The 13,568-nt window shown below is 60.7% G+C and carries 15 protein-coding genes; 9 read left to right on the forward strand and 6 right to left on the reverse strand.

Translation table 11 applies throughout. The annotated features are described in order from the left end of the window. The first annotated feature begins 41 nt into the window (after positions 1-41). The 6 genes from ACR2R1_RS14000 (at position 42) to ACR2R1_RS14025 (ending at position 5,640) form a co-directional block, all read left to right on the forward strand. The gene (locus ACR2R1_RS14000; RefSeq protein ID WP_347258064.1) at positions 42-1,133 is read left to right on the forward strand and encodes a DUF3080 family protein; all 1,092 of its coding nucleotides are present in this window, start codon (positions 42-44) and stop codon (positions 1,131-1,133) included. A 209-nt stretch (positions 1,134-1,342) separates the two neighbouring features. Then, positions 1,343-1,780, forward strand: a complete 438-nt coding sequence (locus ACR2R1_RS14005) for a GlcG/HbpS family heme-binding protein (RefSeq protein ID WP_077730841.1) — start codon at positions 1,343-1,345, stop codon at positions 1,778-1,780. A 212-nt stretch (positions 1,781-1,992) separates the two neighbouring features. Next, on the forward strand, positions 1,993-3,306 hold the full coding sequence (ribA, locus tag ACR2R1_RS14010) for a GTP cyclohydrolase II (RefSeq protein ID WP_346425849.1): 1,314 nt from the start codon (positions 1,993-1,995) through the stop codon (positions 3,304-3,306). Beyond that, the gene (locus ACR2R1_RS14015) at positions 3,306-4,331 is read left to right on the forward strand and encodes a zinc-dependent alcohol dehydrogenase (RefSeq protein ID WP_077730839.1); all 1,026 of its coding nucleotides are present in this window, start codon (positions 3,306-3,308) and stop codon (positions 4,329-4,331) included. The genes ribA and ACR2R1_RS14015 overlap by 1 nt, the downstream gene beginning before the upstream one ends. 17 nt (positions 4,332-4,348) lie before the next feature. Further along, positions 4,349-4,723 (forward strand): 6-pyruvoyl trahydropterin synthase family protein, encoded by a 375-nt coding sequence (locus tag ACR2R1_RS14020; RefSeq protein ID WP_077730838.1) that lies wholly within the window; start codon positions 4,349-4,351, stop codon positions 4,721-4,723. After that, entirely contained in the window at positions 4,678-5,640 is a 963-nt protein-coding gene (locus ACR2R1_RS14025; RefSeq protein WP_434110583.1) for a class I SAM-dependent methyltransferase, read from the forward strand. Before ACR2R1_RS14020 ends, ACR2R1_RS14025 begins: the two co-directional genes overlap by 46 nt. Positions 5,641-5,693: 53 nt before the next feature. Here ACR2R1_RS14025 and ACR2R1_RS14030 read toward each other — a convergent pair whose 3' ends face one another. The 3 genes from ACR2R1_RS14030 to ACR2R1_RS14040 form a co-directional block, all read right to left on the reverse strand. Next, on the reverse strand, positions 5,694-6,011 hold the full coding sequence (locus ACR2R1_RS14030) for a CcdB family protein (protein ID WP_434110585.1): 318 nt from the start codon (positions 6,009-6,011) through the stop codon (positions 5,694-5,696). 1 nt (position 6,012) lies between these two features. Continuing rightward, positions 6,013-6,252, reverse strand: coding sequence for a type II toxin-antitoxin system CcdA family antitoxin (locus ACR2R1_RS14035; RefSeq protein WP_434110587.1), 240 nt, complete (start codon positions 6,250-6,252; stop codon positions 6,013-6,015). Positions 6,253-6,525: 273 nt separating this feature from the next. Then, positions 6,526-7,023 carry a Spy/CpxP family protein refolding chaperone gene (locus tag ACR2R1_RS14040; protein ID WP_434110590.1) on the reverse strand — a complete coding sequence of 166 codons (498 nt, stop codon included), beginning with the start codon at positions 7,021-7,023 and terminating at the stop codon, positions 6,526-6,528. Between the two features lie 218 nt (positions 7,024-7,241). Between ACR2R1_RS14040 and ACR2R1_RS14045 the strand changes: the two genes are divergently transcribed. Both ACR2R1_RS14045 and ACR2R1_RS14050 read left to right on the forward strand, forming a co-directional pair. After that, positions 7,242-7,964 (forward strand): response regulator, encoded by a 723-nt coding sequence (locus ACR2R1_RS14045; protein ID WP_434110592.1) that lies wholly within the window; start codon positions 7,242-7,244, stop codon positions 7,962-7,964. A gap of 142 nt (positions 7,965-8,106) precedes the next feature. Further along, the gene (locus ACR2R1_RS14050; protein WP_434110594.1) at positions 8,107-9,546 is read left to right on the forward strand and encodes a sensor histidine kinase; all 1,440 of its coding nucleotides are present in this window, start codon (positions 8,107-8,109) and stop codon (positions 9,544-9,546) included. Between the two features lie 213 nt (positions 9,547-9,759). On the opposite strand, the gene ACR2R1_RS14055 is transcribed toward ACR2R1_RS14050, so the two are convergent. The 3 genes from ACR2R1_RS14055 to ACR2R1_RS14065 form a co-directional block, all read right to left on the reverse strand. Next, entirely contained in the window at positions 9,760-10,674 is a 915-nt protein-coding gene (locus ACR2R1_RS14055; RefSeq protein WP_434110596.1) for a methyltransferase domain-containing protein, read from the reverse strand. 110 nt (positions 10,675-10,784) lie between these two features. Then, positions 10,785-11,534, reverse strand: coding sequence for a class I SAM-dependent methyltransferase (locus ACR2R1_RS14060; protein ID WP_086133449.1), 750 nt, complete (start codon positions 11,532-11,534; stop codon positions 10,785-10,787). 4 nt (positions 11,535-11,538) lie between these two features. Then, positions 11,539-12,228, reverse strand: a complete 690-nt coding sequence (locus ACR2R1_RS14065; RefSeq protein WP_347258737.1) for a CDP-alcohol phosphatidyltransferase family protein — start codon at positions 12,226-12,228, stop codon at positions 11,539-11,541. A gap of 22 nt (positions 12,229-12,250) precedes the next feature. Between ACR2R1_RS14065 and ACR2R1_RS14070 the strand changes: the two genes are divergently transcribed. Next, positions 12,251-13,486, forward strand: a complete 1,236-nt coding sequence (locus tag ACR2R1_RS14070; RefSeq protein WP_434110599.1) for a glycosyltransferase family 4 protein — start codon at positions 12,251-12,253, stop codon at positions 13,484-13,486. The last annotated feature ends 82 nt before the right edge of the window (positions 13,487-13,568 follow it).

The following is a 13,568-nucleotide window of genomic DNA, read 5'->3' on the forward strand; positions in this document are numbered from 1 at the left end:
GATGCCTTATTTATATGGAGATCATCGTCGGCTCGGGCGCCGTGAAATCGAACCCCGCGCGTAGTCTTAGAGCATCTTTCATCGGTTTTTTCGTCATCGTTCTCGCACTGGGATTGCCCGGCTGCTCCGGCGATTCGCCGGAAGCCATGTTCGAGAATTACCTCGACCGCCTCGCGAACGTGACCGAGGTCGACATCGACGAAGCTATTGCACCGCCCGCCGTGCCGCCTTATCCGCGGCTACGGGACATCGTGCTCCCGATCGATGATATCCGAATCGGCGTCATCACTTATCTCGAAATGACCCGATGCGGGCTGGTCGGCGAAATCAGCGCGCGGAACAGCTCTCTCGGACGAGTACAGCGGGAAAGCGGCCGCTTCCTTTACGAGCTGAATCTGTTTCGGAAACTCTCCGAGTGCGAAGCGAGACTTGGAGGACCGGGCGAAGACCCGGAATTCGGCCGCAAGATAGAGTCCCTCCGGCAAGCGAAAGCCGACAATTTACCCAAGGCATTCTGGAACGCGACCTTCGCGGCCAAGGAATTCCGCGTCTTCATGGATACGGCAACCGCCCCGCTTCTGCGGAGCGAAAAGATTTCCGTGGCCCGCTTCGAAAGGCCGATTCGGTATCTCGCTTCGCTGGGCGCGAAACTCGAGGAAGCGCCTTCGATACCTCCAAGCGAATTCGAACAGCACTATTTCGAACTTCAAACCGATAAGACCGGCGGCAAAATCGTACGCGCCCTGAGCCTTAGCGGGTTTTATCTGGACCGGGTCGGGCTGCTTCTGGAACAAACCGCATCGACCGGGCGAATGTGTCCTATGGGCAAAAAAACCCGGCGGGCCGAGTATCTGTTCAATGTATTCGTCAAGTTTTACGCCGGCGAAGTGCAATCCTACATCAGCCGGCTTCATCAAACCGCATCGCCATTGATCGAAAGCGTGAGGCATTTGAAAGAAAGCCAAAGGGCCGAAATCCCGCCAGCATTCGACAGCTATTACGCCGCGACGCTCGACCCGGCAACCGAGCAAGGCCTGTGGCATCGCTTCAACGCCGCACTGCAACGCCACACCCGCGCCTGGCAGGCAGTATTGAAACCCTGCGGAATGATGCCGGGGGGACCCGCGGCTTAAGCAAGTAGGTCAGATTTCGTACTTGCCCGAATTCTGCGACGGGATGACTGATGCCATTTCATGGGAGTCGAAGGGAGCGAACATATCCCGCGCGGAATGACATGTCGGAAAAGACGGATAAAATTGTTCTGACGAGGGCGACGCGGAACGGCAACCGCTCCTCGGCATTACCAAGATCCGGCGTTTATTTGATACAACAAGGAAAACCCATGAGCACTCTGACACTCGATATCGCCAATGCCATTATCGACGGCGCATTCAGAAAAGCGCGGGACTTAGGATTGGCACCGCTGGCAGTGGCCGTTTTGGACGAAGGCGGTCACTTGAAGACGATGCAGCGGCAGGACGGCGCATCTTTCATGCGAGGTTCCATCGCCTTGGCCAAAGCCTGGGGAGCCATAGGGATGGGCGTATCCTCGCGCGAATTGGGTAAAATGGCGAAAGAACGTCCCCATTTCATGACGGCCTTGACCGAAGTGGCGGATGGCCGGCTCATGCCGGTGCCAGGCGGTGTGCTGATCCGCTCGGCGGACAATCGGATCGTTGGCGCGGTCGGAATCAGCGGCGACTTGTCCGATCTCGACGAAAGTTGCGCGATTGCGGGAATCGATGCCGTCGGCCTAATCCCGGATTATGGGAAGAAATAACGATATACTGGCGTTTGCGTTCCCGGTCCGGCTGTGGCGTGGCCGGCGGGGCGGTCTCGGCTTGTTCGGCACAAGCCGGGCTCCGTCGGTGCAGCGGCATTTTCCGGACAGAACGACCGAACCCGGCACACACAACTTATTCGGTATCGACTCGGCAATATTGGTGTTTATACTGTTTGCCTTTTTTACCGCGAAACCCCAAAAAACCTGTAGTGAAGAACCTCGTCAAGACTCGAATTCCGACCGGCTACGGCGAATTCACCCTTTATCTTTACACCGAGCACGGCAAGGACCACCTTGCCTTGGTGAAATCGGACGTAAACGGTGAGAGCGGCGTCCCCGTCCGGGTCCATTCGGAATGCCTGACCGGCGACGTCTTCGGCTCTCGGCGCTGCGACTGCGGGGATCAGCTCAAACACACCCTTCAATATCTCGGACGCTCCCGCTGCGGCGTACTGCTTTATCTGCGTCAGGAAGGACGCGGCATAGGCCTCCGCAAAAAGCTGGAAGCCTATAATCTCCAGGACCGCGGCCTCGACACGGTGGAGGCCAATATCAGCCTCGGCCATCAGCCTGACGAACGGAATTACGGCGTCGCCGCGCTGATGCTCAAGGATTTGGGCGTTCGCTCGATCCGGCTCATCACCAACAACCCCCGTAAAGTCGACGAACTCACCGAATACGGGATCGAGGTCGAGGCGCGCATTCCCATCGAGGTCGGCCATCATGACGACAATGCCGGCTATCTGCGTTCCAAGGCCGAAAAGCTGGCCCATTTGCTGACATTTCGGGAAAGCACGCCGTTCCACCGCGAATTCGCATTCATCGAGCCGTTGATAGACCAGCTGTCGCTGGCCCATGCCCCGGCGGAAAGCGGCCCTTTCGTCACCCTGACCTATGCCCAAAGCGTCGACGGCAGCATCGCCGTCGACAGCCAGGTTCCCTATGCCCTGAGTTCGAGGCAGTCGCTGACGCTCACCCATTTCCTGAGAGCGCACCACGACGCGCTGCTGGTCGGGGTCAACACCATCCTCAGCGACGATCCCCAGCTCAACGTCCGTTACTATGAAGGCGAAGATCCGCAGCCGGTCATTCTCGACAGCAACCTGCGGACGCCGCCGGACTGCCGCGTTCTGAAGCAGTCGAAAAAGCCGCCCGTCATCGTGACCACCGGCGAATCGGACCCGGCCAAGCGCGAGGCGCTGCTCTCGGCCGGCGCGAAAATTCTCGTGGTGGGAGCAAGCGAGGACGGCTGCGTCGACTTGAAAGAAACCCTGACGAAACTGCGCCAAATCGGTATCCGCACCCTCATGGTCGAGGGGGGATCGAAGATCATCGGCACCTTTCTCAAACATCATTTAGTGAACTACTGCGTGATTACAATAACACCAAAAATCATAGGCGGGCTCAAAGCCATCGACGATCTGTGCCGCTCCGGCGAGCAAGCCCCTTTAAGCATCACGGACTGCCAGTACCATGTCCTGGGTTCCGACATCATCGCCTTCGGCCCGGTCGGATACGTCTGATGCGAGTACAAGCCGTTTGTCATGTAGCCCCCAAATCGGTGGCGGTGCAGGAAATCGATCTGCCCGCCCCACGGACCGGAGAATTACTGATCAAAGCCCTGTGCTCGGCCATCAGCCCTGGCACCGAATCCCTGATCTTCCGGGGCGAGGTGCCCGAGGATCTGCCTCGGGACACGAGCATCGGCAGTCTGCAAGGAAACTTCAGCTATCCGTTCCGGTACGGTTATGCCCTGGTCGGGGAAGTCGCCGCCGTGGGAGCGGACGAAGACCGGGACTGGCTGGGCCGCCGGGTCTTCGCCTACCACCCCCACCAAAACTACGCCGTCGTCGATAAGAAGGATTGCCTGGTCCTGCCGGAGGGCGTTCCGGCGGAGCGCGCCCTGTTTCTCGCCAATATGGAATCGGCGCTGAATCTGGTGTTCGATGCGGCGCCGCTGCCCGGAGAGCGGATCATGGTTTTCGGGCAGGGCATCGTCGGACTGCTCACCACCGCCGTCCTCGGCCGATTTCCGCTCGGAGAACTGATCACGGCCGATCCTCTCGCGTTCCGCCGACAAAAATCCACCGAGATGGGCGCGGCCCTGGCCATCAACCCGGCCGTCAAACGCGAAGTCGCGGCGCTTAAAGAGTGTCTTTTCTACGACGGCGCCGACGGGCTGGATGCCGCCATCGAAGTCTCGGGAAATCAGACCGCTCTGAACCAGGCCATCGAACTGACCGGTTTCGCCGGCCGCATCGTGATCGGTTCATGGTACGGCCAAAGCGAGGCGCCGCTCGATCTCGGCGGCCATTTTCACCGGCGGCGCATCCGGTTGGTTTCGAGCCAGGTGAGCACGATCGACCCGCGCCTTTGCGGACGTTGGAGCAAGAAGCGGCGGCTCGACCTCGCCTGGGAGTGGCTGGCCGAAATCCGCGCGGAACGTTTGATCACCCATCATTTTGCGCCCAGTGCCTGCCAGGAAGCCTTCGAGCTGGTCGACAGCAAGCGGGCTGGGGTGTTGCAGCCGATTTTCGAGTACACCTGACGATCCGAGGAACCGCGATGTACCAGCTAGCCATCACCCGCGACTTCATCGCCCGCCATTTCCTGATCGGCGGAGACTGGGGCGCCGAGAATCATGAGCACAGCCACCACTACAAGGCGGAAGTACTGATCGAGGGCGAACAGCTCGACCGGCACGGCTATCTGATCGACATCGTGGATCTGGAGCAGGCGACCATGGCGCTGATCGGAGAGTTCAAGGACCGCGTACTCAACGATCTCGAACCTTTTCGCGGCCTCAACCCCAGCCTCGAACGCTTTGCCCGCATCTTCTGGGAACGGCTCAGAGATCGGGTGACGCTGCACGGCGTAAAGATGACGATCAAGCTTTGGGAGAACGACCGGGACTGGGCGGCCTTCGGCGGGACGCTTTAACTCCGGCGGCCGTGGACATTCCTTTCCACGACTATCTCGAAGCCAAGTTCGCGCTGGACGAGCGCAGCCTGAACCGCGAGGTCCAAACCGAGTTTGCCCAATGGCTGTCGGGCAAACCGCGCTCGACCTGCCTCGACCTCGGCACCGGTACCGGTGCTTCCGTGCTGCGGCTTCTGAAGCTGGCCCCCGAAACCGATTTGCACATCACCGCCGTGGATCGGGACGGGACCCTTTTGTACACCGCCCGAGAAAGAACGGCTGATCTGCTCCGGCAGAAAGGCTTGTATGTCTCGGTGGAACCGGCCGGCATCCGCGCCCGGCAAGACGGCCGTGAAATCGCCGTGGATTTCGTCTGCAGCGACTTACGACACTTCGAACCGAATGAAGCTCCCGGCTCTTATGACGCGGTCATTGCCCACGCGGTGATGGATCTTCTGCCGCTCCGGACCATGACCGGACGGATCGCGCGCTGGCTGCGGCCGAAGGGAATCTTTTACGGCAGTGTCAACTATGACGGCGAGACCGTGCTGTTTCCGGTCTATGCCGATGAAGCGTTCGAAAACTCCATCCTTGCCGTATACGACGCTTCCATGGAAGAGCGCCGGGTATGGGACGAAAACAGCGGCGGCGCACGCTCCGGAAGACGGCTGCACCGCGTCCTCGGCGAAACCGGCTTCGAACCGATCGCCTACGGCAGCTCCGACTGGAACATCACCCCGCTCCGCCGCATTTATCGCAACCGCGATGCCGTTTGCCTGGCCGCCCTGCTGAACATGATCCGGGACGAAGCCCTAAGATCGGAACAATTCTCCACGGATTCGCTCGACCGATGGTACCGGGAACGCTCCGAGCGATTGACGGCCGGAGAACTCGGCTTGATTATTCATCAGATCGATCTGTTGGCGGAGAAGGTTTGAGTCGCCGGATTCGGCGGGTTACACCGGGTACGGCCAATCCGATGGGTTAGGTTTCAATAGCCCTGAAACAGAAAATCCAACGCACCGACAATCGCCGCCCAGTTGTCCGCCAGAGAACCTACCGGTGTTTTCAGCAGGCGCAGGGGCACGGCGGCGAGCTTGGGCGTTTCCAGTAAACACGCGATTCCTTCGATTTCGAACACCGGCGTCAGTCGGTCGGGAAGCTGACCGGCCGGGAAGCGGTCCCGTCGGCGCAGCGGCACGACCACACGGGTGTTCAGCTCTTGGAGCAGATCGCTTTGCACGTCGAGCAGATAGGGCACATCGCCCGCATGCGGGCCGCTGTTGCGATAAACGTCGAAGCGCGCCATGTTAAAAGCTTCGCCACTCCTCCAACGGCAACCCCTCGGTTTCAACGATACGGTTGTAGGCGGCGATGAATTCCGCGTTTTCCTCTTGCCAGCGGCGCTGCCGTTCCTGCCGCACCAGTTCTCTCAGGAATCGGTCGCAGGCTTGGGAGATGTTGATGCCTAAAGCTTTGGCCTCTCGCAACACATCGGCGGAAAGGGTGATATTAGTGGCTTTTTTGGGAGTGGTGGCCGTGGGCGACATGACATGAGTTCCGAACGACAAATGGAATGATGCGCATAATAAGCCAACATGACCACATGTGGCTATCAGATGCACCGACGTCGACATTCCTGGCTTTGGAGATGGGAAACGAACGAAGGATTGCGATTAAGGCAACCGCCCGCGCGTATAAATCGAAAAGCGAGAGCTTTGGAGCCAGCGAAACGCGAAATCTCACGGCATCGGCGGGTTACGCCGGGATACCGACTAACCCGCCCAACGAAGCCTATGGGTTCCGAGTTACGGAATGGCTGGTCATTTCGCGCCCGGGTGACGAGGACCGCCGTGATGTTTCCATTTCTGACCGTGCTTGCCGAACGGCGTTTTTTCGTCGAAGACTTTGCGCTGTTCCGGGGTCAGCGTGGCGTAGAAGGTCTTGGTCGCGGCCAGGGCTTCTTCGAGATAGGTCTGTTTTGCCTTATTGTGGGCGATCATTTTTTCCAGACGCTCCGGGGCCGGCAGGTTCTTCATGGCCTCGCGGTCGGGACGGGACTGTTTCTTCTTTTCCTTGATTTCCTTGATCTTGGCGGACCAGGTATTCCAGTCGGCTTCCTGCGCCGACGTAAGCTTCAATTCCTTGCGCAGCTCGGCCATCCGTTCCTCCATGAAGCGCTCCCGCCGCTCTGCCCGCGAACCGGCGGGACCCTGGTTGTAAGCGCCGGATTCAGGCTTGGCTTCTCCGGACTCGGCGATAGCGGCTACGGGGGTGAGCAGGGCAAGACTTATCAAGAGTGCTTTGGGGTAAGATTTCATGTGGATTCCTCCGGTTTTGTGAAACGTCGGCCGAAGCCGATTCTGTTTAGACCGCCGGGACCGTCCCGCCGTCTTCGGAATCTATTTCACACCGGCCATGTATCGGATATGTGTCCGGCCGGCGGTGATTTTGTATCGTTTTTTGTCGTCGGTAGCAGTCGATACAAAACGATACAAAAGCCCATGACTCGGGCCGGCAACCGCGGTAAAAAGCCTCCATGGAAACCACAGAGCATATCCTCGTCGTCGACGACGACCGCGAAATTCGCGTGCTGGTCGGCGACTATCTCAAACAGCACGGCTACCGCGTCAGCCTGGCCGCCGACGGCCGGCAGATGCGCGAAATATTGGAAAGCAGCGGCATCGACCTGATCGTCCTCGATCTGATGCTGCCCGGCCAGGACGGCTTGAGCCTGTGTCGCGACCTGCGCGCGCGTTCCGACCTTCCGGTGCTGATGCTGACCGCCCGCGGAGAGCCGATCGACCGGGTGCTGGGGTTGGAAATGGGCGCCGACGACTATCTCGCCAAGCCGTTCGAACCGCGCGAACTCCTGGCCCGCATCCGCAATATCCTGCGCCGCGCCCGTTCGCTGCCGAACAGGGGTGTTTCGGACTCGGCGCATCGCTGGCGATTCGCCGGCTGGACCCTGGATGGGCAGACGCGCCAACTCACCTCTCCCCAGGGCGTGGTAGTCGCGCTATCCGGAGCCGAATACCGCTTGCTGGAGGTATTTCTCACCCATCCCAACCGGGTGCTCACCCGCGATCAGCTCATGGATCTGATCCGCGGCCGAGAGGCTGATCCCTTCGATCGCTCCATCGACCTCCGGGTCAGCCGGCTGCGCCAGAAGCTGGGTGATAACGCACGGGCGCCAAACCTGATCAAAACACAGCGGAACGAGGGCTATGTTCTAGCCGCCGTGGTGGAGCAGGAATCATGAGGACACCTCGAAAAACCTACTGCGCGTCCCGATTGCTGCGTTGCGCGGTGCTCGGAATCCTCATGTACTCCGCGTACACTCCGGTTCCTGTGCTCCGGACGCCTTGCACTCGGGGCGCTCGCGACGGTTTTTCGAGGTGTCCATGAGCGTCTCCTTTCCGCCCCGCTCGCTTGCCGTCCGGCTGTTTCTTCTGCTGCTCGCCGGGGTGCTGATGGCGGTCTTCGTTACCGTGAGCCTGGCATTGCGGGAGCGCAGCCACATCGTGCACAGCTTTCGGGAACAAAGCGCGGCCGATCGCATCGCCGATATCCTCCATCTGCTCGCTTCCCTGCCGCCGGAACAGCGCCTCGCCGCAGTCCAGGCCTTGCCGTCCGGGCAATGGCGCATCGAACCTGCGGACGGAACGGCGGAGCCGACGCCACCTCTGCCGTTCAATCGCAACCGGTCATCCGGGGAAGGGGCATCCAGGCACTCCCTGGATGCCCGTTTGCGATTGGAGCACCCGGATGACCCTTCATTCACCGCCGCTCTCAGCGAAGCAGCCGGACCATCGATTGCGGTGGAAGCAGCATGGCGAACCCGAAACTCTGACTGCCGGGACCAACCGGCCGATTGCCAGCCGTCCCGGACCGTCGGTGCACGGGTCCGGTTTGCCGACGGACAACGGGTTCTGATCGAAGCGCGCCGCGAACTCCCGCCGCCACGACAACCGAGGGCCGAGGGATTCGTCACGAGCCTTTCGATTTTGGCGGGTTTTTTGGCGATCGTGGCCTGGTTCGCCGTCCGCCTGGTCCTACAACCCTTGCGGCGCCTGGTTCACGCCGCCGAGTCGTTCGGCCGCGATCCGGAACATTCCTCCATGGACGAATCGGGACCTGTCGAAGTCAGGCAAGCCGCCCGGACCTTCAACCGGATGCGGGAACGCTTGCGCTCCCATATCGAAGAGCGAACCCGCATCCTCGCCGCTATCACCCACGACTTGAAGACGCCGCTCACCCGATTGCGCCTGCGGCTGGAGCAGTGCCGGGACGAGCCGCTTCGCGCCCGGCTGGCGGAGGACGTGGCGGCCATGCAGGCGCTGGTCGACGAGGGGCTGGACCTGGCGCGCAGCCTGGACTCGGGGCCGCCGCAGCAAACGATCGATCTCGGAGCCCTGCTGCAAAGCCTCTGCGACGATACCGTCGATGCCGGCGGCAAGGCCCGTTTCGAAGGACCGGACGGCGCGCTGATCTCGGGCCGGCCGGAAGCCCTGCGACGCAGTTTTCTCAACCTGATCGACAACGCGGTGAAATACGGTGGGGAAGCCGATGTGAGTCTGGAGCGCTCCGGCGATGACTGGCTGATAAGGGTGCGGGACTCCGGCCCCGGCATCCCGGAAGAGTATTTGGGCGAAGTGATGCAGCCGTTTTTCCGCCTGGAAACCTCGCGCTCGCGGGAAACCGGCGGCACCGGCCTGGGTCTGCCGATCGCCGCCAACCTGCTCGGCGCCCAGGGCGGAACGCTGAGCCTCCACAACCGCCCGCAAGGCGGCCTCGAAGCGCGGGTGCGCTTGCCGGTGTTTCGAAACCGGCCAAGGACTTGACCCATTTGTCGGCAAGGGATTGTCGACCTACGACTTCGTAGGGCGGGTTAGGCGCACATCGGTACGGCGCGGCCGTTGATCGCTGCGCTAAGCGTGCACCGTAACCCGCCGAAACGCGCGGTGCCTTGCCGTTCGCTTCGGCGGGTTACGGTGCACGCCAGACTCATTGAGCTACGAGAGGGGCGTGGGGGCGCACCTAACCCGCCCTACCAATCACTTTTTTGCCCGGAAAATGCAATAGCGGACCATCTTGTCGCGGAACACCTTGTACTGGGCGAGCGCGACCTTGAAATTCGCGGTCTGTGCCTTGCTGCGGAGTCCCAGCCATTGCATGGTCAACTGCATCGGATAGGTCCACAGGGCAGTCAGGTACATTCTGCGGGACGAGGGCATGGTTTCGGCCGTGGCCTCGGTGATGTGCACGTCGCGGAAGCCGCATTCCTCCATGCCGGCCTGGAACTCCTCGACGCTGGCGAGGTTCGGCACGGCCCACCCGTTCAGGCAATCCATGACCGCCTGCCATTCCTCTTCGTTGAATTCCCGGCGCGTGGCATAGCCGTCGCAGGCGATCAGCGTGCCGCCCTTGCGCAGCAGGCGGTAGGCTTCCCGGAAGAAATCCCGCTTGTCGGTCGCATAGCAACTGCTTTCGACCGCCCAAACCACGTCGAAGGATTCGTCCGGGAACGGCGTCTTGCAGAAATCCGCCTGCTGAAAATCAACTTTATCGGACACCCCGTGGCGCTCGGCGTTCCGCTTGGCGTGCTCGACCTGCCGGGCACTGACCGTGACGCCGGTGGCGCGGCAGCCGACATGCTTCGCCAGCCAGATCGAGCTGCCGCCGATGCCGCAGCCCGCATCCAGGACATGGTCTTCCGGCTTGATGCCGGCGATTTCGGCGAGTATGCGATTCTTGTTCAGCAAGGCCTGGCTGTGGGTCTTGGTATTCTCGTCCCAATAACCGTAATGCAAGGCTAGATTCTCGTTGTCGAACCACGCGGTCCGGTAATCCCAATAACAGTCGTCGTAATGCTTCGCGGTGTCTACGCGAATGTCTTCCTCGGAAAACTCGGCGCCGTGGCGCAGGCTATCGTTGCGGTAATCTTTGTTCGGTTCGAGATAGTACGACATCGGTCTTTTATAGTTGTCAGTCAAAAACGGAAAATCGGTTCGGATGTCCGGCACATTCGGTTGGCGCGCCGGCCGGGAAGCGGGCGTAATGATAACCCGAAGGATACGGATCAGCCGCGTCTTGCCGCACGGCAATAGAGTCCGCCGCGAAAGGACGGGACGCGCAACAGACGTCCGACGCCGTCCAGCAGCGTCAGAATCCGGGCAAGATAGGGCGGCATGTCGCCGCGCGGGATGAAGGTCCAGGAGCCGATGCGCTCGACCTCGAATCCGGCGGTTTCCAATAAATCGGTCAATTTTTTCTTCCCGAGAAAACGGTCCGTGCTCAGATGCTTGGTGCTGAGCCTCAGCCAAGGCGCAATTCGGGTGTACCAGACATATTCCGCGTTCGGCGTGAGACAGACGAAGACGCCGCCCGGCTTTAGAACGCGGCAAGCCTCGCGTAGCGCCTGCCGCTGATCGAGCATGTGCTCCAAGGCGCCGACGCACAGCACCGCATCCGCTTCGGCATCGCCCACCGAGCTCAAGCTTTCGGCGGGCGCCACGCTCAGACGGATGCGCTCGCCATGCGGGTGTCCAAGACGAAGATGCTCTGCCTGCTCGATCATGCTGGGCGAAAGATCGGTGCCGTGCACGCGCTCGAATCGGGCGGCCAGGGGAAAAAGATGCATCCCGGTGCCGCAGCCGATTTCGACCAGTGAACCGTGACCGGCGCGTTCCAGCAGGCGATCTATGATGCCGAGCCGGTAGCGCAAAAGCTTTTCCGCCTTGCCGTGGCAATCGCGGTAAACCGGCGCCAGACGGTCGAAAAACGCCCGAACGTCGTCCAAGCCTTTTATCGGCGTAGTGCGAAGACTCATGGCATCATCCCGGGCGTTGCGGCCGATAGAGCTGAAACAGGGAGTACAGAAACGAGGCGCATAGCGCGAACGTCGCCGCCACGGCGAAACCCGTACAGTGGAGCTCGACCGGCAGCAGGCACAGAACGAATACGACGATGGCGATCACCGAGACGGAGCGGGTGAACCAGTTGCCCGCCGCGACGCGCCGGGGCGGCCCCGCCAGTTTGACGAACAGCACGAACAGATAGCGCAACAAGCCGGGAAACAGAATCCAAATGCCGACATGGCCGCGGTTATAAAGAAGCAGGCATAGAGTTAGAAAAAAGAACGCATCCACTTCCTTGTCGAAGCAATCGCCGAAGGCCGAGGTCAGGCCGCGGCGTCTCGCCAGCCAGCCGTCCCAGTGGTCGGCGTATAAAATGGTCAGGGCGAAGGACGCTAGAAACCAGCCGTTCGATAGCGGAAAAAGCAGCAGAAAGAGCGTTGCCATCAAACGGATCAAGGTAATCGCGTTAGCCGCCCCGAACGCCCCGGAAGGCGTCCATTCCCGCCGGAACTGATGGATCAGGGCAAGAAAAGATGCAGCGGCCATCGCTGCGAGAAACTCCGGCGGGGACTTAAACCACAGACCTCCGATCGCGAGCCCCATCAGCATCGCATGGCGTTCGCTCCATTCGACCAATCGGGATTCAAGAGATAGCTTATGACTCATTCTGGTTATTTCGGTTGATACGATGAGACTCGTGTTCATTCATCCGCCGCTCGATGCCTGCCCTTCCGGCGGCAATGTCTTCAACCGCCAAATCATCCGCCAGGCGCGAGAAACAAGCTTTCCGCTCGAAGCCGCGGAAGTCCCGCCGGACGGCGCGATTCCCTATTTGCCGCGCAACGCGATTATTCTATGGGACAGCCTGCTTCTGGAAGACTTGTCGAATTATCCGCTAGAGCAATTTCCGATTCGGTGTCAGAGCGCCCGACAGGTAGGTCGGCAATCCCTTGCCGACTTATCGGCTCGGCAAAGGACTTCGTCGGAAGGGGCGTCCTGGCGCTCCCAGGACGGCCGTTTGCGATTGGGAAGGGATTGCCGACCTACGTTCTTCCCGCCCGACACGAAGCCGTACACCGGGATGAAAAACGCTCTAGCCGGGGATGAAGCAGTGCACGGGCTCTTGGTGCATTATGTCCCCTTTCTGAACCCGCTGCTCGACGCGGACCGGCGGAAAGAAGAGGAAGATCGGTTCGAGCGGGCGGCGGAGCGCGTCCGGTTCTTCATCGCGACCGGATTATCGATTCGATGCCTCCTCGAACGGCGCTACCCCGGTAAGCCGGCTTTCCTATGCGAACCCGGAGTCGATGCCGCGTTTCTTGCCGCGAGACAAGCATCGGGCAAGCGGTCAACGGACCAGCCGGTTCAAATCGCGACCGTCGCCAACCTGCTTCCCGCAAAAGGGCTGACTGAACTGCTCGAAATCCTGGCCGGACTCAGACAGTGCGACTGGGCTTGGCACGTTGCGGGCTACGACCGAATCGACCCGAACTATGCCGGGCGCTTCCGCTCACGCATCGCGGATCTCGGACTGCAAACCCGGATTTTCCTTCACGGCGTTCTGGATACGCCGGAACTGGCGCGGTTTCTCGGCGGAATGGATGTTTTCGCCTTCGCCAGCCGATTCGAAGCGTACGGCATGGCCTTGGCGGAAGCGGCAGCAGTCGGCCTGCCCGCCGTGATCACGGACGTCGGCGAAGCATCGCGCATCGTGCGGCACGGAGAGACCGGCTTCGTTGTACCCCTCGCGGACCGCGAGGCTTTTCGGAATGGCCTGGAGCGACTGCTGTCGGACCGCGACTTGCGACGCCGTTACCGCTCACGGCTGCTGCGGAATACGCCTCGTACCTGGGACGCCGCTTTCGTTGACTTCCGGAATGCCGTCGAGGCTGTTGCACTCCGATCGTCAGGTACAACTGTCTAGGGCACAGTAATTCCAAATCGCTTTCAGTAGGAATTCATTCTTGTAGGATGGGTAGAGCGAAGCGAAACCCATCGAGCGACCT

The sequence above is a fragment of the Methylocaldum sp. GT1TLB genome (assembly GCF_051027445.1).
Taxonomy (GTDB): domain Bacteria; phylum Pseudomonadota; class Gammaproteobacteria; order Methylococcales; family Methylococcaceae; genus Methylocaldum.